This window comes from Mycobacterium liflandii (genome assembly GCF_022354805.1).
In the GTDB taxonomy this organism is placed as follows: Bacteria; Actinomycetota; Actinomycetes; order Mycobacteriales; family Mycobacteriaceae; genus Mycobacterium; species Mycobacterium marinum.
On sequence record NZ_CP023138.1, the window covers coordinates 105,931 to 124,313 of the forward strand.

An 18,383-nucleotide genomic window follows, 5' to 3' on the forward strand; every position below is an offset into this window, starting at 1 on the left:
AACTCTCCTGTCTTTCCGGTCCCATTGTGCCCAACCGGCCACCCAGCAGGCCCACAGGACCGCTGCACTAGGATGTCACCGGACGCATTTGACCTAATCCCAGGCCTCTTCTGGCCTCACTAAGTCAAAGGAGCCACGCGATGCAATTCGACGTGACTATCGAGATTCCCAAGGGCCAGCGCAACAAGTACGAGGTCGATCACGAGACCGGCAGGGTCAAACTGGACCGCTACCTGTACACCCCGATGGCCTACCCCACCGACTACGGCTTCATCGAGGACACCCTCGGCGAAGATGACGACCCGCTGGACGCCCTGGTACTGCTGCCGGAGCCGCTGTTCCCGGGTGTGCTGGTGGAGGCTCGGCCGGTCGGAATGTTGCGGATGGTCGACGAAAAGGGTGGCGACGACAAGGTGCTGTGCGTCCCGGCCGGCGACCATCGTTGGGACCACATCCAGGACATCGACAACGTTCCGGCGTTCGAGCTGGAAGCCATTAAGCACTTCTTTGTCCACTACAAGGACCTCGAACCGGGCAAGTTCGTCAAGGCGGCCGACTGGGTGGGTCGCGAAGAGGCCGAGGCCGAGGTGTTGCGGTCGGTGGAGCGGTTCAAGACCGACGGCCACTGATTTCCGGCTTAGCCGCCGGCCCGCCGGTTGCGCACCACGCTGTTGGTGAACGCCGCCCCGATGAACACCACGCCGATCGATGCCGTGATCCACTCGGGGATCTGCAGTTGGTGGTCGATGGACATCAGCATGATCACCGCGAGCGCACCGATCGCCCAGTGCGCGCCGTGTTCGAGGTAGACGTAGCGGTCCAGGGCGTCCTGTCGGACCAGATAGATCGTGATCGACCGAACGAACATGGCGCCCACCAAGCCGAGCCCTAACGCGATGACGATCGGGTCGCTCGTGATCGCGAATGCCCCGGTGACCCCGTCGAAGGAGAACGAGGCGTCGAGCACCTCGAGGTACATGAAGAGCATGAACCCGGCCTTGCCCACCGCCCCCTGGGCGGCGAGTTCGCCAGGTCCGGCACCGACCCGAGGCGGCTGCAACGCCCGGCTCAAGCCGTTGACCACGAGGTAGGTCACCAGACCCAGCAGCCCGGCGACCATCACGGTGCCCAGGTCGTCGCTGGAATCCGTCAACCCGGGACCAGCGAAGATCAGCGTCACGCACGCCACCATCACGTGGACCTGACCCAGCCGCCCGATTCGGGCGAACGGCGCCTCAATCCACTTCAGCCACTTGATCTCACGGTCGTTGAACACGAAGTCCAGAAACAGCGTCAACAAGAACATCCCGCCGAACGCCGCGATCTGGGGGTGGGCCGCGCTGATCAGTTTCTCGTAGCTGGGTGAGCCGTCCGGGAAGTCCAGCGCGCCGCCGGGCGGCGGGTTCAGCGCCAACCTCATCGCGCGGACCGGATCGAGACCCGCGGTAACCCAGACGATGGTCAGCGGGAACACCAGCCGCATTCCGAAGACGGCAATCACGATCCCGATGGTCAGGAACATCTGCTGCCAGAACTGGCTCATCTGCTTGAGGATCGTGGCGTTGATGATGGCGTTGTCGAACGACAGCGATATCTCCAGGATCGCCAGCACCACCAGCAGGAACAGCGCGGTCACTCCGCCGTGCCAATACCCGGCAACCAAAGCCGCCGCGGTTACCAGCAGCGACAACCCGAACACGCGGATCGTTGTCATGGGTCCTTTCCAGTGCATTTCATCTATACCCGAGAGCCCCTCAGGGCAAGCCAAAACAACGCCGAACCGGCCTGGCGAGCACCCACGCCCCGCACGCTTAGTATTTGCAAGCGTGGCTGCAAACGTGCCCAGCATCAGGTCGGTTGGCCGTTAGTGCTGCCAGGGTGACCGAAGTAGGGGGAACAACGGGAGCGGCGGGCGCCTCTGGGGGGGCGATCGCGCGAGGCAGCGTGGCGCGCGTCGGCACCGCCACCGCGGTCACCGCGCTGTGCGGTTACACGGTGATCTATCTGGCCGCCCGGGACTTGGCTCCCAGCGGCTTCTCCGTGTTCGGGGTGTTCTGGGGCGCATTCGGCCTGGTTTCCGGCGCCGCCAACGGGCTGCTGCAAGAAGCCACGCGCGAAGTCCGCTCCGCGCAGTACCTAGACGTCGTGCCGGAAGGAGGCCGCACTCATCCCCTGCGGATCGCCGGGATGGTCGGACTGGCCTCGGCCGTGGTGATCGCGGGCAGCTCGCCGCTGTGGAGCGGGCGGGTGTTCGTGGAGGACCGCTGGTTGTCGGTGGGACTGCTCAGTGTGGGACTGGCCGGATTCTGTCTGCATGCCACGCTTTTGGGCATGCTGGCCGGCACCAACCGGTGGTCGCACTACGGATCGTTGATGGTGACCGACGCGATAATCCGAGTGGCGGTCTCGGCGGCAACGTTTGCCATCGGGTGGGGTCTGGTCGGCTTCCTGTGGGCGGCGGTGGCGGGCTCGGTCTCCTGGCTGATTCTGCTGCTGGCTTCGCCCGTCGCGCGCGCGACGGCACGCTTGCTGACGCCGGGCAACACGGCAACGTTCCTGCGGGGTGCCGCGCATTCGATCACCGCCGCCGGTGCCAGCGCGATTCTGGTGATGGGTTTTCCGGTCCTGCTGAAGCTGACCTCCAACGAGCTCGGCCCCCAGGGCGGGGTGATCATCTTGGCGGTGACTTTGACCCGTGCGCCGCTGCTGGTGCCGCTGACCGCGATGCAGGGAAACCTCATCGCCCATTTCGTCGACGAGAGCGCGCAGCGACTGCGGGCACTGATCTCACCGGCCGCACTCATCGGCGGTATCGGCGTGATCGGGGTGCTGGCCGCGGGAGCGGTGGGCCCGTGGCTACTGCGTTCGGCCTTCGGGCAGCAATATCAGGCCAGCGGCGCCCTGCTGGCCTGGCTGACCGCGGCCGCCGTGGCGATCGCCATGTTGACGCTCACCGGAGCCGCGGCGGTGGCGGCCGCACTGCACCGGGCTTACTCACTAGGCTGGGTGAGCGCGACAGCGGCATCAGGGTTGCTGCTGCTGTTGCCGCTGCCGCTGGAAGCCCGCACGGTGGTGGCGCTGTTGTGTGGCCCATTGGTAGGGATCGGTGTTCATCTGCTCGCGCTGGCGCGCGCCGGATACGCGAGCAGATGATGGGCCCTGGCCAAGCGTGTAATTTGTGGGCCTAGATGGCCGTGAAAATGGATATTGATACGCATCACCCCGACGTCTGGATCGTCGTTCCCGCCTTCAACGAAGCCACCGTCATCGGCGAGGTGATCGCGCAACTGCGGTCGACCTTCGGCCATGTGGTGTGCGTGGACGACGGCAGTACCGACGGCACCGGCGATATCGCCCTGCGGGCCGGGGCTCACGTGGTGGCTCATCCGATCAATCTGGGCCAGGGCGCGGCCATCCAGACCGGGGTCGAATACGCCCGTAAGCAGCCGGGAGCCCAGATCTTCGCCACGTTCGACGCCGACGGCCAGCACCGCGTCAAGGACCTGGCCACCATGGTGCATCGGTTGTCGGTCGGCGATGTCGACGTGGTGATCGGAACCCGCTTCGGGCGGCCCGTCGGGAGCCGCCCACCCCTGCTGAAGCGAATTGTGCTGCAGACCGCGGCGCGCCTGAGTCCGCGCGGTCGCCGGTTGGGCCTGACCGATACCAACAACGGCCTGCGGGTGTTCAACAAGACCGTGGCCGATGGGCTGAACATCACCATGAGCGGGATGAGCCACGCCACCGAGTTCGTCATGCTGATCGCCGAAAACCATTGGCGCGTTGCCGAAGAACCCGTCGAGGTGCTCTACACCGACTACTCGAAGTCGAAAGGGCAGCCCCTGCTCAACGGCGTCAACATCATTTTCGACGGGTTTTTGCGAGGGAGGATACGACGATGAACTGGATCCAGGTGCTGTTGATCGGGTCGATCATCGCGTTGCTGTTCTATCTGCTGCGCTCCCGCCGCAGCGCCCGGTCGCGGGCATGGGTCAAAGTCGGCTACGTCCTATTCGTCCTGGCCGGTATCTACGCGGTGCTGCGACCGGACGACACCACGGTGGTCGCACACTGGTTCGGAGTGCGCCGGGGCACCGATCTGATGCTCTACGCACTGATCATGGCGTTCAGCTTCACCACGCTGAGCACCTACATGCGGTTCAAAGACCTGGAGCTGCGCTACGCGCGGCTGGCCCGCGCCATAGCGCTCGAAGGAGCTCAAACACCGGAGCCACGCTGAGGCCGGCCCAGCCAATCAGCTGCCGTGGGTTCGCCGGAAGTAGTCGACGGTGCGCCGCACCCCGTCTGCCAGTTCGACTTGCGGACGCCAACCCAGCACCTCTTCGGCCCGGCTGATGTCGAGGCAGGACCGTTTCAGGTCGCCCAGCCGCGGCGGGTGAAACTCCGGGTCGTCGGGGCCGCCGAAGGCCGCGGCCACAGCTGAGTGCAGTTGGCGGTCCGAGGTTTCCACGCCGGTGCCGATGTTGAACCGTTGGCCACCGCCCACGTCGCTGCCCGCCTTGACGAAGGCATCGACGACGTCGTCGACAAACACGTAGTCGCGGGTGTTGGTGCCGTCGCCGAACACCTTGGTGGGCTTACCCGACAGCAGCGCCTGGGCGAAGATCGCCACCACCCCCGCCTCGCCGTGCGGGTCTTGGCGCGGGCCGTACACATTGGCCGGGGCGATGTGGGAACACTCCAGGCCGTACAGATGCCGAAATGTGTTGAGGTAGATCTCCCCGGCCACCTTGCCGGCGGCATACGGCGATGCCGGGTCGGTGGGCACCCGCTCGCTGGTCGGGTACTGCGGCGGGGTGCCATAGATGGATCCGCCCGAGGAGGTATGCACCACCTTGCGGACGCCGGTGAGCCGGGCCGCTTCGGCCAGCCGCAGGGTACCGATGACATTGACCGAGGCGTCGAATTGCGGATCGGCCACCGAATGGCGGACGTCGATTTGCGCCGCCAGATGAAAAATCACTTCGGGCCGGTGCTGCTCGAAAATTGCCTGCAGGTCAGCGTCCACAATGTCGGCTTCGACGAAGACATGCGCAAGGTTGTCGACCAGATGCTCGAGATTGGTCGCCCGGCCAGTTGCGAAATTATCCAGTCCGACCACCGTGTGACCGTCTGCCAGGAGACGGTCGACCAGTGTCGATCCGATGAAACCGGCCGCGCCGGTGACCAGTGCACGCACCGGCACACAATACCGACCGGTAAGAAATAACCATGCCCACCCGGACCAGGCCCGTGCCCAAGGTCGCGGTGGCCGCCATCGCGCTGATCATGATTCAGCTGGGGGTCCGCGCCGTGCTGGCGTTCCGGGGGTATTTCTATTGGGACGATTTGATCCTGGTCGGCCGGGCCGGCACCCAGGAGCTGCTCTCGGCGACCTACCTGTTCGACGACCATGACGGCCACGTCATGCCCGGCGCATTTCTGATTGCCGGCATCATCATCCGGCTGATGCCGCTGGATTGGACCGGACCCGCGATCAGCCTGGTGGTGCTGCAGCTGCTGGCATCGCTAGCGCTGCTGCGAGCGCTCTACGTGATCCTGGGCTGGCGCCGGGTCTTGCTCATCCCGCTGACGTTCGCGCTGTTCACCCCGCTGGGGGTGCCCGGATTCGCGTGGTGGGCGGCGGCACTGAACTCGCTGCCGCTGCTGGCGGCGCTGGCCTGGGTGTGCGGTGACGCGATCCTGCTGATCCGCACCGGTAACCAGCGATACGCGGTGAGCGCGGTGCTCGCCTACTTCGCCGGCCTGCTGTTCTTCGAAAAGGCGGCGGTGGTCCCGTTCGTCGCCTTCGCGGTCAGCGCCCTGGTCTGCCATGTCGGCGGCGACAAGCGTCCGCTGCGCACGGCCTGGCAGGCCGGGATCCGGTTGTGGACGGCGGCGCTGGCGCTGACCGCCGGCTGGATGGTGCTCTATCTGGCCGTGGTTGACCAGAAGCGCTGGAGTGGGGATCTGGCAATGACCTGGGACCTGCTGTGTCGATCGATCACGCACGGCATCGTGGGGGGCCTGGCCGGCGGACCGTGGCGCTGGGATCGCTGGGCCCCGGCGTCCCCGTGGGCGACGCCGCCGCCGACGGTGATGGCGCTCGGATGGCTGGTGCTGGCCGGGCTACTCGGCTTGTCGCTGATCCGTAAACGACGCATCGGCGCGGTGTGGCTGACCGCGGCCGGCTACGCCGTCGCCTGCCAGGTGCCGATCTACCTGATGCGCTCATCGCGGTTCACCGCCCTGGAATTGGCGCAGACGCTGCGCTATTTCCCCGATCTGGTGGTGGTGTTGGCGCTGTTGGCCGCCGTCGCCTTGACCGCGGCGAATCGGCCGTCAGATTGGTTGAATGCCTCGCGCGTCCGGGCCAGCACGATCACCGCCGCGGCGATGCTATTCCTGGCCAGCAGCCTATACTCGACGGCGACCTTTCTGACCAGCTGGCGCGACAACCCGACCAAGTCATACCTGCAGAATGCGGAAGCGAGCTTGGCTGGCGCCCAGATAAATTCGAATGCCCCGCTACTGGATCAAGAAGTCGATCCACTGGTGCTGCAACGGGTGGCCTGGCCGGAAAACCTGGCCAGCCATATGTTCGCACTGTTGCCGAACCGCCCCGATTTCGCGACGGCGACAACCAAACTGAGAATGTTTACCAGCTCTGGAAATTTGGTCGATGCGCGAGTTACCTGGATACGGACGATTGTTCCCGGCCCCATGCCCCAATGCGGCTATTTCGCGCAGCCAGACCAGCCCGCACGGCTGGTCCTGGACGGCCCGTTGCTGCCCGCCGACTGGACCGTTGAACTCAATTATCTTGCCAACAGCGACGGGTCGATAACGCTGGCGCTGCCGGAGGGACCCGAGCGCAAAGTTCCGGTGCATCCGGGCCTCAACCGAGTCTACGCCCGGCTGCCAGGCGCCGGCGATGTGATCACCGTGCGAGCCAATACCACCGCATTGGCGGTGTGTGTCGCCTCCGGTCCGGTGGGTTTTCTGGCTCCCGAATAAGCGGCGCGATAATTCCCTTCCGGATGAATTAGTTGTCTCGAAGTTTTCTCCAAGACAATAACTTTCAGCGAAATTTGACGGTAGCGTTGGCCCGCAAAGTCAACAACGGTTTTCATACCTTTCATATCTAGGAGTACAGCGGTGTCATACGTGGTGGCGGCGTCAGACCTACTGGCATCGACGGCGACTGAATTGGCACGTATCGACGCCGCGCTCAACACAGCCAATGCCGCGGCGGTGCTGCCGACGACCGTGCTGCAGGCCGCCGGCGCGGATGAGGTTTCGGCGGCGGTGGCCGCCCTGTTCTCCTCGCATGCCCGCGCCTATCAGGCACTCAGTGTCCAAGCCGGGCAGTTTCATCAGTGGTTCACCCAAACGCTGAGCGGCGCTGGACTGGCCTATGCCAGTGCCGAAGCCGCCAATGTCTCGCCCTTGCAGGTCCTCGAACGCGACGTGCTGGGACTGGTCAACGCACCCGCCCAGGCGCTGTTGGGCCGTCCCATCATCGGCAACGGCACCGACGGCGCACCCGGCAGCGGGGCCAACGGCGCCGACGGCGGCATCTTGATCGGCAACGGCGGCACCGGCGGCTCCGGTGCGCCCGGCCAAAATGGCGGCGCCGGCGGCAACGCGGGGTTGCTCGGTAGCGGCGGCACCGGAGGTGTCGGTGGGGCTGGTGCCACCGGCGGCACCGGCGGCACCGGCGGCCTGTTGTGGGGCAACGGCGGCATCGGCGGCCAAGGCGGGACCGCCATGGCGGGCGTCAACGGCGGTAGTCCCGGGCATGGCGGAAACGGTGGCAACGCGTTCCTGTTCGGCGATGGCGGTACCGGGGGCCAGGGTGGGACCGGCCTGGCCGGGGCAGACGGTGTCAACCCCACCCCCACCGGGACGGCCGGAACCGGTGCCGCCGGCGGCAACGTTAGCGGCAATGGCCCCCTGACCGGGGAAACGGCGATACCGGTGATACCGGTGGGACCGGCGGTACCGGCGGTACCGGAGGCGCCGGCGGAAGCGCCACTGCCTCGTCGGGGTCGGCCACCGGGGGCAAGGGCGGGGCCGGCGGTGATCCCGGTGGCGGCGCCAATGGCGGGGCCGGCGGTGCCGGCGGGGACGCCGAGAGCTTCTCGGGGCAAGCCCACGGGGGTACCGCCGGTGGCGGCGGGACCGGCGGCGACGGTGGCCGTGGCGGGCTATTGATCGGCAGCGGCGGCAACGGCGGGACCGGCGGGACTGGGGGTACCGGCGCCGCCGCCGGCGTTGGCGGCATCGGCGGCGACGGCGGCGACGCGACCGCAGCGAGCTCCGCCACCGGCGGTCATGGGGGCGACGGCGGCGACTCTGACCCTTCTGTCGGCACCGGCGGTAACGGCAGCACCGGGGGCAACGGCGGCAACGGCGGGGCGGCGAGCCTGCTGTTCGGCAATGGCGGTAGCGGCGGCGACGGCGGTGTTGGTGGGACCGGCGGCACCGGCGGTGCGGGGGGCTCGGGCGCCGGGGGCGGCGTCGGTGGAGACGGAAGCTCCCGTGGAGGCATCGGCGGTAACGGCGGCTCCGGCGCTAATTCGATGGCCATCGGTGGTGAGGGCGGCGTCGGCGGTAGGGGCGGTGACGCCGGGACCAGTGGCCTGTTGATCGGCAACGGCGGCGACGGCGGCAGCGGCGGCGCGGGCGGGACCGGCGGCACCGGCGGCGCGGGCGGCGCAGGTGCCGCGGGTGGTGCCGGCGGCAACGGATCCACTCAAATCGCCTTCGGCGGCGACGGCGGCAACGGCGGTGACGGCGCCCAGGGCGGCGAGGGCGGCGCCACCGGCTCGGTGGGCGGCATCGGCAGTCAGGGAGGCATCTTGTTCAGCCACGCCGGCGCCGACGGCTCGACGGGGGCCCCTGGCGCTGGGGGCGCGGGTGGTGCTGGCGGCGCCGCCGGCGGCTTCGGTGCCGGCGGCAGCGGGGCCACCGCGGGCGCAGACGGCAAAGCGGGCACCGCCGGCACGGCGGGCGCGACCGGCCCGCACGGCTGACCACCACAAACAAACGAGCCGCCTAGGAGAATCGAACTCCTGACCTATTCATGATGGTTAAAGCGGGATCAGGCGTTGTCTCGTTCCCAGGGATTTCAGATCCGCGCAGCTCAGAGCATCGCATGCATGTTCGAATGCGCCTCTGAGTGCAGGCGCGCGCAGGGTTTTCGCGCCCCGGAACCGAGTTCTCCCGCCCTCTCTCACGCACGGATGCACGCCGCGTGTCCCCGAGAACAATCGCCCCAATGCCCGGCACAATCAGGCCGGCAGTGAGCACGACAACCAACCCCCACCACCACAAAGCGACCCACCCACCTCACGCAACCCACACGAACGGCCAGCCGGAACACGGGCCGGAGCCGCGGACGCCGGTAGACCGCGAGCGCACGCGGCCTGCAAGGCCGCAGGGCGCGAGAGCGATAGGACTTGCCATACCTGCCAGAGTCAAGACAAGGCCGATCTTGTACTTCACGGCTTCCTTCGAGACGGGCACTGGCCGATGCGCAGCGCCTGAAGTGTCGCGGAACCGGAAGCCGCCCGTTGGCCGCCACTGTTGTTGCGGCGTTACACCTGGGGTGCATTCGCTGTCGTCACGCTCAGAATCGTCCGTGCGACTAGTTCGGGATCGTCGACCATAGGGTCATGCCCAACATCAGGCAGAGTTACGAACGTCGCCTGCGGCAGGCGCGCACGCGCATTAGGGCCGTAAGACGTGACGGGAACAATTTCGTCTTTCTCCGACCACGCCACCGTGACGGGGCAGGGCAACGGGTCCAAAGGGGCAATCTGCTCCTCGTCGGTTGAGAATACTTCGTTGGCGACCGTGCATCCGAGGAAGTCGTCAAAGATCTCAACACCCCGGTGCGCGCTTATCCGATCGCCGTGGCACGCGCCATCCTGGAACATAAGTCGGCGGACCCTCGGCGACTTCAACACCAGCGGCATGATGGGTCGCATCAGGCGAGCGATTCCGGCGCCTCCCAGCGCTCGTGACAGCGTCCTTTCTCGCAGCCCGTCACCCGACGCCCAGAAGCCACCTGGCGCAAACACACACTGTTGCTGCGCGGCCGCGCCGAGCCAATTCGATCGCCAAATAGCCGCCCATCGAATGGCCGACCAGATGCGGGCGTTGAAGTCCTTGCTCGTCGAGGTAGCGCTCATCCGCCGCGGTCGCTGGCCGCCTCTGCACTGGGGGTCCGCCTCGGTGGCCGGGAGCCGTCGGCGCATGCACCTGGTGATATCTCGAAACGACGGGTACCACGTCTTGCCATGCCCTGCCCGACCCAGCCCCGCCGTGCAGGAGCACCAACCCCGTCTTGTCGGTGGCCATGAGGAAGTCTGACACCATCCCCAACCAGGTGGGAAGTCTTTGGAAAGGCTTCGAACCGTGGCCCAAGGAAGTAGTCGAACAGGTCATTCCCACCCAGGAGCCACTCCCCGGCGGGCCGCCGACCAACTCGCACCGATTGAACACGCACCGTTACCAGCTGACAGCAGGAGGTACAGTGCGATCAGAAGTCGTAAGCGGGTTCGGCGTCGAGGATCTTCGTGAACATCGCGACCATGCCTGTGAGATCAGAGTGGGCGCGCGCTGCGTGACAAGCGCCGTACAACTCTTCCAGGTCAGTCTTCCCCCAGTCGAAGCCAGAACCGCGTTCGGACAACAGGAGATCGAAGAACTCGCGGGTGGAGCGGCCGTTGCCCTCGCGGAACGGGTGGGCATAGTTCACGTGGTCGTATAGGTATGCGACCTTGCCAGCGAGATCGCCGTCGTCGATCACTCTGAGCCGATCGAGATGGTGGATCTCCGCGGCGACATGCTCCATGGGCCGACTGATGCTACCCGGCGAGCAGAAGGACTCGTCTTCCTTCTCGATGCCGACTGTCCGCAGGTCTCCCGCCCAGACGTAAACGTCCTGGAACAGCTGGCGGTGAATCGCCCGCAGGTATGCAAGATCGTAGGTGCGGTCGCCCAGCAGATTGGGTTCCTCGCGGAGTTCGATCACCCGGGCCTCAACGAGGTCGTTCTCGGCGTCACGCAGTTCGGCATGCGTTCGGGCGCCGACCCGGTTCCGTAAGACGGAAGTACCGGGGATGAAGTAGCCCTGCCAGTTCCGTTCGTGATCGCCGGTGTCCCATGGATGCGGCACTCCAGGCCCGGTTACTGGATGTTGTACCGGCGGCGGACGCGCTCACCTAACTCGGCTGCCGTAATCTTGCCGCGGGCGTAGTCGTCCTGATCGGCACGGGTAGCGGCGGTGCTGCGGGTGCCCTCCAGCTCGGTGTTGCGGCGGGTTGCCCTGACAGTCCTGATGCGCCGCTTCGCCTTCTGCAACTCGGTCACCTGGACAAACACCTCATCTGATTTTGCGGGTCTGACCAGCATAGTCGACAGCACTGACATTGCAGAGAGGCTTGCCCATCAAGGAAACACAGCACGGTTCTCCACCGCTGATGTACGAACATCATGTCTCGTTGGCCATGTAATCGACGGCGTCCCGCAACACGTACCGGGCCGACACTGCTCCGGCCCACACCAACGGCGCCGGGCCGCGCAAAACCGAGGACACGTTCGACGCCTACGCCGGGGTAATCGGCAAGCTGCTCATCCCAGCCCTGCGGACCGTCCGACTGCGTGAACTCACCACACAACGGGTCGACCGGTACCTGCGCTCGGCTACTCCCCCGTCGACGCCCGCGTACACACCACCACGGTCAGCGACCAAACCGCGCGCCCCCACCCCGACGACGCCGTGGAGATGCGGCGGAGGATCGCTGCATGGCAGAGCGGTCGATCGAATCGCGGACCCGCGCGCGGGTATGACCGGCTGCGCATCTTCGACGTACTGCTGGCCACCGGCGCCCGCATCGGCGAAGTGCTCGCACTCACCTGGGACGACATCCACGGCCTCGACGGTGACGGTCCCGTCACCGTGTACATCGGTAACCGACTCGACAAGAAATCCCACCGGGCACAAGGCCGGCGGCGAGCCCTACACCGTCACGACCCCGGAGTTCGGAGCCGCGACGCTGCGAGAGCACGCCCCGCCGAGGCACGCACCAGCCAGAGGCCAATGTCCGCACCCGCTGGCGGGCGATCCGCGGCGAGGACTTCAAGTAGGTTGTGCCGCACTCGATCCACAAGTCCGTCGTCACCGCGATAGAGCGCGCGATAGGGCTGGAAGCCTCGGCCCGGCAGGCCGGACACAGCAGCAGCGAAATCACCCGGCGGCACTACGTCGAGCAGTCCGTGCCGGTGCCCGACTACACCGCCGCCTAGATGAGTATTCGCGCCCTATCCGCGCCCTTCAAGCCGTCGAACACGAACAGGCAGGGTAATTACCCAGCCTGACCTGTACAGGTGGAGCCGCCTAGGAGAATCGAACTCCTGACCTATTCATTACGAGTGAATCGCTCTACCGACTGAGCTAAGGCGGCGTGCCCTCATTCCGGGCGGCACGAGTCTACGGCAGGCGGGCAGGTCCGCCCAAGTCCGGATCGACCGACCGGCCCCCCGCTACTGCAGTTGTTGCCCAATGGCTGCCACCATGGCGTCAACCGCAAATTTTGGCTTTACGTTGATCGACAGCGCTTCACGGCAGTTCAGCACGGCCTCGATGCAACGCAACAGCCGCTCCGGAGTCGCGTGTGCGGCCAGCGCAGCGACCCCGTCAGCCATGTCCGGATGGTTGGCCCGCGGCTGGTCGGCCTTCGCCGAAACCAGCAGCGCATCCCGAAAATAGGTGGCCAGGTCGATCAGGGCCCGGTCCAGCGCATCGCGCGCGGCCCGGGTGTGGCGGGACTTCTGCCGCCGTTCCAGGTCCTTGATCGCGCCGGCGGAGCCACGCATCGTGCCGGCAGTCCCTTTCCCGGTGCCACCAGCCCCCAGTGCGGTACGCAGCTCCTCGGTTTCGGCCTCGGCGCGATCGGAAGTCAGCGCCAGCGCCTCGGCCTCGGCGGCGGCGACCAACTCCTCGGCCGCGGCGTAGACCCGCGCCGGCGTCGCGGCGTCACGAACCAGCCCCAACGCTCGCTCGCGTCGCTGCCGCGCCTCCGGGTCGGTGGCCAGCCGCCGCGCCCGGCCCACATGGCCACCGCTGACCGAAGCCGCCCAATTCGCCGTCTCGGCCGCCAACCCATCGTTGTCGATCAGTACCTGGGCAATCGCGGTGGTCGGCGGCGTCACCAGCGCGACATGGCGACACCGGGACCGCAACGTGACCGCGATGTCCTCGGGATCCACCGATGGTGCGCACAACAGAAACACCGTCGATGCGGGCGGCTCCTCGACCACCTTGAGCAGGGCATTGGCCGCACCTTCGGTCAACCGATCGGCGTCTTCGATCAGCACGATCTGATGGCGCCCGGTGGTTGGGCGGCGCGATGCGATCTGCACGATCGCGCGCATGTCGTCAACTCCGATAGAGAGGCCTTCGGGAATCACCCGCCGCACGTCCGCGTGAGTCCCCGCCATGGTGGTCAAACAGGACCGACAACGTCCGCACCCCGGATCGCCGTCTGACGTGCACTGCAGCGCCGCGGCGAAGCACAATGCGGCGATTGACCGCCCCGAGCCCGGGGGCCCGGTGATCAGCCACGCATGTGTCATATCCCCGTCAAACCCCGAACTGTGAGTCGAATCACTGCGAGCTGACCTCGCGGCCGCGAGCAGCTCCGATTCCACCGCCCCCTGGCCTACCAGCCGCGCAAATACCCCAGACATCACCGTGGACACTATTAGTCCCCGCCGACAGATACCGATTGGCTACCGTTTCGCGACATTTCCGTTATCTTTCCCGTCTCGAGTCGACTCGGTAACGACTTGCCGAGTCCCACGTAGGTTTCCGGCGAGTCCCCCCATCCGGATACGGTGGGCTGGTGGCTACCGTGGCAACCCTGCCCGGGCGGATCAACGGGTTCGCCCGGTGGGTAGTGCGCACTCCGTGGCCGGTGTTTTCGCTGAGTATGTTGCAGGCCGACATCATCGGCGGCCTATTCGTTCTGGGCTTTCTGCGCTATGGCTTGCCACCCAACGATCGCATCCAGCTGCAGGATCTACCACCACTGAATCTGGCGATCTTCCTCACCTCCGTGATTACCTTGTTCCTCGCCGGGTTCGCATTGAACCTCAAGCTGCTGGTGCCGGTCTTCCGGTGGCAGCGCCGCGACAATCTGGTTGCGGCGGCCGACCCGTCCGCCACCGAGCTGGCCCGCAGCCGGGTGCTGCGCATGCCGTTCTATCGCACCTTGATCAGCGTCGGTTCGTGGGCGATCGGCAGCGTGATCTTCATCGTCGCCAGCTGGTCGGTGGCTCGCTATGCGGCGCCCGTGGTGGCGATTGCCACCGCCCTGGGCGCCATCGCCACCGCGATCATCGGCTACCTGCAGTCTGAGCGGGTGCTGCGGCCGGTCGCGGTGGCCGCGCTACGCAGTGGGGTACCGGAGAACTTGCGGTCGCCCGGGGTCATCTTGCGGTTGATGCTGGCCTGGGTGCTGTCCACCGCGGTACCGCTGTTGGCGATCGTGCTGGCCGTGGTGGCCGACAAGATGGCGATTCTGCACGCCACCCCGGACAAGCTGTTCAATCCCATCCTGCTGCTCGCGCTGGCAGCGTTGGCGATCGGTTCGGCCAGCACGCTGCTGGTGTCCATGTCGATCGCCGATCCGCTGCGCCAGCTGCGTTGGGCGCTGTCGGAGGTGCAGCGCGGCAACTACAACGCGCACATGCAGATCTACGACGCCAGCGAGCTGGGCCTGCTGCAGGCCGGGTTCAACGACATGGTCCGCGACCTGTCCGAGCGGCAACGCCTGCGCGACCTGTTCGGTCGATATGTCGGCGAGGACGTGGCCCGGCGCGCCATCGAACGCGGTACCGAGCTTGGTGGGCAGGAACGCGATGTCGCGGTGCTGTTCGTCGACCTGGTGGGCTCGACCCAGCTGGCGGCGACCCGACCACCGGTCGAGGTGGTCGGCCTGCTCAACGAATTCTTCCGGGTGGTGGTCGACACCGTCGCGCGCCACGGCGGATTCGTCAACAAGTTCCAGGGCGATGCCGCCCTGGCGATTTTCGGCGCACCGATCGAACACCCCGACGGCGCCGGCGCCGCGCTGCGCGCCGCGCGCGAGTTGCACGACGAACTCATTCCGGTGCTGGGATCTGCGGAGTTCGGCATCGGGGTGTCGGCCGGCAGGGCCATCGCCGGCCACATCGGCGCGCAGGCCCGCTTCGAATACACCGTGATCGGCGACCCGGTCAATGAGGCCGCCCGACTCACCGAGCTGGCCAAGCTCGAGGAAGGCCACGTGCTGGCCTCGGCGATCGCGATCAGCGGGGCGCTAGACGCCGAAGCCTTGTGCTGGGACGTCACCGAAGTCGTCGAACTACGCGGACGGACCGCACCGACCCAGCTGGCCCGCCCGCTGAACCTCGCTGTAGCCCAACAGGTCTCCACCAAAAGCGGTAGCTAACCGGCCCCGGTCACGCGCGTTTGACGGCCTTTTTCGCCGGCGATTTGCGGGTGGTCTTCTTGGCGGCTCGCTTCACCGGCCCTCGGGCCCGGCGGTCAGCCAGCAATTCCGAGGCCCGCTCGTCGGTGATCGACGCGACCTCGTCGCCCTTGCGCAGACTGGCATTGGTTTCACCGTCGGTGACGTACGGACCGAACCGCCCGTCCTTGATCACCATCGGCTTGCCCGACGCGGCATCGGTCCCCAGCTCACGAAGCGGCGGAGCCGAAGCGCTCTGCCGGCCAGAACGCTTGGGTTCGGCGTAGATCTTGAGCGCTTCGTCAAGGGTGATGGAGAAAATCTGGTCTTCGGTGGCCAGCGAGCGAGAATCGGTGCCGCGCTTCAGATATGGCCCATAGCGCCCGTTCTGCGCGGTGATCTCTTCGCCGGAAGCGGGATCCGTGCCCACCACGCGCGGCAGCGAGAGCAGCTTGAGCGCGTCCTCGAGGGTGATCGTCTGCAGGTCCATGCTGCGCAGCAGCGAACCGCTGCGGGGTTTGGGCCCGGTGGCCTTCTTGCTCTTCTTGGCGGGGGCCTCGGTCCCGGCTTCGGGTGCGGGAGGTTCGGGAAGAATCTCGGTCACATACGGTCCGTAGCGCCCGTCCTTGGCGACGATCTCGTGGCCGGATTCCGGGTCGATGCCCAGCACGCGACCTTCCTGCGGCGTGGCGAATAGCTCTTCGGCCAGCACCAGGGTCAGCTCGTCGGGTGTCAGCGAGTCATTGAGGTTGGCGCGCTGCGGGGTCGGCTCACCGTCTTCGCCGGTTATGGTGCGTTCCAGGTAGGGACCATTCTTGCCCACCCGAACGTAGATGGGACTCCCCTGCTCATCGTCAAACAGCTTGATGGAGTTGACTTCTCGCGCATCAATGCCTTCGAGGTTGACACCGACGAGCTTCTTGAGCCCCCCGGCGCGCGCCACCGAATCAGACACGCCGTGGTCGCCACCGAAGTAGAAGTTGTTGAGCCAGTCGGTGCGCCGCTCCTGACCAGATGCGATGGCATCAAGCTCGTCTTCCATCGCCGCGGTGAAGCCGTAGTCGACGAGGTGCCCGAAATGTTGCTCCAACAATCCGGTGACCGCGAACGCCACCCACGACGGCACCAGGGCGCTGCCCTTCTTGTGTACGTAGCCGCGGTCCTGGATCGTCTTGATGATCGGGGTGTAGGTGGACGGGCGTCCGATTCCCAGCTCCTCGAAGGCCTTGACCAGCGAGGCCTCGGTGTAGCGGGCGGGCGGGTTGGTGGTGTGCCCGTCCGGGGTCAGCTCGACCGCGTCGAGCCGCTGGCCCGGCGTCAGATTCGGCAGGCGCCGCTCGGCGTCATCGGCCTCGCCACCGACCAGTTCGTCCACCGTCTCCACGTAGGCCTTGAGGAACCCGGGGAAGGTCAGGGTGCGACCGCTCGCCGAGAACACCACCTGCTGCTCACCCGCGCTACCACCGATCCGCAGGCTCAGCGTGGTGCCGCGGGCATCCGCCATCTGGGAGGCCACCGTGCGCTGCCAGATCAGCTCATAGAGCCGGAATTCGTCGCCGTCGAGTTCACGACGCACGGCGTCGGGGGTTGCGAACGTCTCACCCGCGGGGCGGATGGCCTCGTGCGCCTCCTGCGCGTTCTTCACCTTGCGGGTGTACTGGCGCGGAGATGAGGCCACATACTCTTCGCCGTAGAGCTGGCGCGCCTGGGTGCGCGCGGCGTTGATCGCCGACTCCGACAGGGTCGTCGAGTCAGTTCGCATGTAGGTGATGTAACCGTTTTCGTAGAGCCGCTGAGCGATACTCATCGTCCGCTCACCGGAAAACCGCAACTTGCGGCCGGCCTCCTGCTGCAGCGTCGAGGTCATAAACGGTGGGTACGGACGGCGGCTGTAGGGCTTTTCCTCGACCGAGGCCACGCTCAGCTGCGCGCCGTGTAGGCCGGTGGCCAGCGCGGACGCCCGGGCCTCGTCGAGCACGGTGACCTCGTCGGCCTTGCGCAACGTGCCCAGCGAGTCGAAATCGCGACCGGTGGCCACCCGCAAGCCGTCCACACTGGTCAGTCGGGCGACAAAGGTGGGCGGCGCGGCCTTCGGGTCGGACACGCTGGCGTCCAGCGTGGCGACGATGTCCCAGTAGGACGCGCTGCGGAACGCCATCCGGTCGCGCTCTCGCTGCACGATCATCCGCGTGGCCACCGACTGCACCCGGCCGGCCGACAGCTTGGGCGCGACCTTTTTCCACAGCACCGGACTGACCTCGTAGCCGTACAGCCGGTCCAGGATGCGCCGGGTCTCCTGCGCATCGACGAGGTCCATGTCCAGGTCACGGGGGTTTTCCGCGGCTTCGAGGATGGCCGGTTCGGTGATCTCGTGGAAGACCATCCGTTTGACCGGCACGCGCGGTTTGAGGGTTTCCAGCAAGTGCCAGGCGATCGCCTCGCCCTCGCGGTCACCATCAGTGGCCAGGTAGAGCTCGTCGACGTCTTTGAGCAGGTCTTTGAGCTCGCTGACTGCGCTCTTCTTCTCCGGGCTGATGATGTAGAGCGGTTCGAAGTCCGCGTCGACATTGACGCCGAGGCGCGCCCACGGCTCGGACTTGAACTTGGCGGGCACATCCGCGGCGGCCCGCGGCAGGTCGCGGATGTGGCCACGCGAGGATTCGACTATGTACCTGGGCCCCAGGTACATAGCAAGTTTGCGCGCCTTGGTGGGCGACTCGACTATGACAAGTCGCCGGCCGCTCCCATTTCCGCCGCTGCTACGGCTTCCAGGGCCCTTCGTTTTCGGGTCAGCCAACTGCGGTTACGCTCCATCTCTCATCCCAGCCCCGCTGGCGGGGCCACCCTTGCAGAAGAGTG

General features: G+C 66.5%; 15 protein-coding genes, 1 tRNA gene and 2 pseudogenes. 8 read left to right on the forward strand and 10 right to left on the reverse strand.

Annotated elements, in window-relative coordinates; translation table 11 throughout:
- Window positions 1-140 precede the first annotated feature (140 nt).
- A complete protein-coding gene (locus CKW46_RS00540; RefSeq protein ID WP_015357468.1) occupies window positions 141-629 on the forward strand; it encodes an inorganic diphosphatase in 489 nt (162 codons plus the stop codon).
- 8 nt (window positions 630-637) lie between these two features.
- Here the strand turns inward: CKW46_RS00540 and CKW46_RS00545 are convergent, their stop codons facing one another.
- Entirely contained in the window at window positions 638-1,714 is a 1,077-nt protein-coding gene (locus CKW46_RS00545) for a DUF475 domain-containing protein (RefSeq protein WP_015357469.1), read from the reverse strand.
- Window positions 1,715-1,857: 143 nt separating this feature from the next.
- On the opposite strand from CKW46_RS00545, the gene CKW46_RS00550 reads away from it, so the two are divergent.
- From CKW46_RS00550 to CKW46_RS00560, 3 genes are read left to right on the forward strand one after another with little or no spacing between them, the layout of a single operon-like run.
- The gene (locus CKW46_RS00550) at window positions 1,858-3,153 is read left to right on the forward strand and encodes a hypothetical protein (protein WP_482052652.1); all 1,296 of its coding nucleotides are present in this window, start codon (window positions 1,858-1,860) and stop codon (window positions 3,151-3,153) included.
- 35 nt (window positions 3,154-3,188) lie between these two features.
- Window positions 3,189-3,902 (forward strand): polyprenyl-phospho-N-acetylgalactosaminyl synthase PpgS, encoded by a 714-nt coding sequence (ppgS, locus tag CKW46_RS00555; RefSeq protein WP_015357471.1) that lies wholly within the window; start codon window positions 3,189-3,191, stop codon window positions 3,900-3,902.
- Window positions 3,899-4,240, forward strand: a complete 342-nt coding sequence (locus CKW46_RS00560) for a DUF2304 domain-containing protein (RefSeq protein ID WP_011741846.1) — start codon at window positions 3,899-3,901, stop codon at window positions 4,238-4,240. Before ppgS ends, CKW46_RS00560 begins: the two co-directional genes overlap by 4 nt.
- 15 nt (window positions 4,241-4,255) lie before the next feature.
- Here the strand turns inward: CKW46_RS00560 and CKW46_RS00565 are convergent, their stop codons facing one another.
- The gene (locus tag CKW46_RS00565; protein WP_482053489.1) at window positions 4,256-5,200 is read right to left on the reverse strand and encodes an NAD-dependent epimerase/dehydratase family protein; all 945 of its coding nucleotides are present in this window, start codon (window positions 5,198-5,200) and stop codon (window positions 4,256-4,258) included.
- Window positions 5,201-5,232: 32 nt separating this feature from the next.
- Between CKW46_RS00565 and CKW46_RS00570 the strand changes: the two genes are divergently transcribed.
- The gene (locus CKW46_RS00570; RefSeq protein ID WP_117436356.1) at window positions 5,233-7,017 is read left to right on the forward strand and encodes a hypothetical protein; all 1,785 of its coding nucleotides are present in this window, start codon (window positions 5,233-5,235) and stop codon (window positions 7,015-7,017) included.
- Window positions 7,018-7,158: 141 nt separating this feature from the next.
- Window positions 7,159-9,038: pseudogene (locus CKW46_RS00575) on the forward strand (PE family protein).
- A gap of 564 nt (window positions 9,039-9,602) precedes the next feature.
- Here the strand turns inward: CKW46_RS00575 and CKW46_RS00580 are convergent.
- The 5 genes from CKW46_RS00580 to CKW46_RS00600 all read right to left on the reverse strand — a co-directional run bounded on the left by CKW46_RS00580 (window position 9,603) and on the right by CKW46_RS00600 (window position 12,007).
- Window positions 9,603-9,995: an alpha/beta fold hydrolase gene (locus CKW46_RS00580; protein WP_482052653.1), complete on the reverse strand. Its 393-nt coding sequence runs from the start codon at window positions 9,993-9,995 to the stop codon at window positions 9,603-9,605.
- A 58-nt stretch (window positions 9,996-10,053) separates the two neighbouring features.
- Window positions 10,054-10,455, reverse strand: coding sequence for an alpha/beta fold hydrolase (locus CKW46_RS00585; protein WP_482053490.1), 402 nt, complete (start codon window positions 10,453-10,455; stop codon window positions 10,054-10,056).
- A 94-nt stretch (window positions 10,456-10,549) separates the two neighbouring features.
- Complete coding sequence (locus CKW46_RS00590; RefSeq protein ID WP_117437261.1) at window positions 10,550-11,188, reverse strand: Fic/DOC family protein; 639 nt, start codon at window positions 11,186-11,188, stop codon at window positions 10,550-10,552.
- An 11-nt stretch (window positions 11,189-11,199) separates the two neighbouring features.
- Window positions 11,200-11,394, reverse strand: coding sequence for an antitoxin VbhA family protein (locus tag CKW46_RS00595; protein ID WP_036427006.1), 195 nt, complete (start codon window positions 11,392-11,394; stop codon window positions 11,200-11,202).
- Window positions 11,395-11,617: 223 nt separating this feature from the next.
- Window positions 11,618-12,007 carry a hypothetical protein gene (locus tag CKW46_RS00600; protein ID WP_499018599.1) on the reverse strand — a complete coding sequence of 130 codons (390 nt, stop codon included), beginning with the start codon at window positions 12,005-12,007 and terminating at the stop codon, window positions 11,618-11,620.
- 191 nt (window positions 12,008-12,198) lie between these two features.
- On the opposite strand from CKW46_RS00600, the pseudogene CKW46_RS00605 reads away from it, so the two are divergent.
- Window positions 12,199-12,390 (forward strand): annotated as a pseudogene (locus tag CKW46_RS00605) (hypothetical protein).
- Between the two features lie 10 nt (window positions 12,391-12,400).
- On the opposite strand, the gene CKW46_RS00610 reads toward CKW46_RS00605, so the two are convergent.
- Together CKW46_RS00610 and CKW46_RS00615 are read right to left on the reverse strand one after the other, a co-directional pair.
- Window positions 12,401-12,476: transfer RNA gene (locus CKW46_RS00610), tRNA-Thr, on the reverse strand.
- A gap of 79 nt (window positions 12,477-12,555) precedes the next feature.
- The gene (locus tag CKW46_RS00615) at window positions 12,556-13,761 is read right to left on the reverse strand and encodes a DNA polymerase III subunit delta' (RefSeq protein ID WP_482053491.1); all 1,206 of its coding nucleotides are present in this window, start codon (window positions 13,759-13,761) and stop codon (window positions 12,556-12,558) included.
- Between the two features lie 155 nt (window positions 13,762-13,916).
- On the opposite strand from CKW46_RS00615, the gene CKW46_RS00620 reads away from it, so the two are divergent.
- Entirely contained in the window at window positions 13,917-15,506 is a 1,590-nt protein-coding gene (locus CKW46_RS00620; protein WP_482052654.1) for an adenylate/guanylate cyclase domain-containing protein, read from the forward strand.
- Window positions 15,507-15,516: 10 nt separating this feature from the next.
- On the opposite strand, the gene topA is transcribed toward CKW46_RS00620, so the two are convergent.
- Entirely contained in the window at window positions 15,517-18,321 is a 2,805-nt protein-coding gene (gene topA, locus CKW46_RS00625) for a type I DNA topoisomerase (RefSeq protein WP_482052655.1), read from the reverse strand.
- Window positions 18,322-18,383 lie beyond the last annotated feature (62 nt).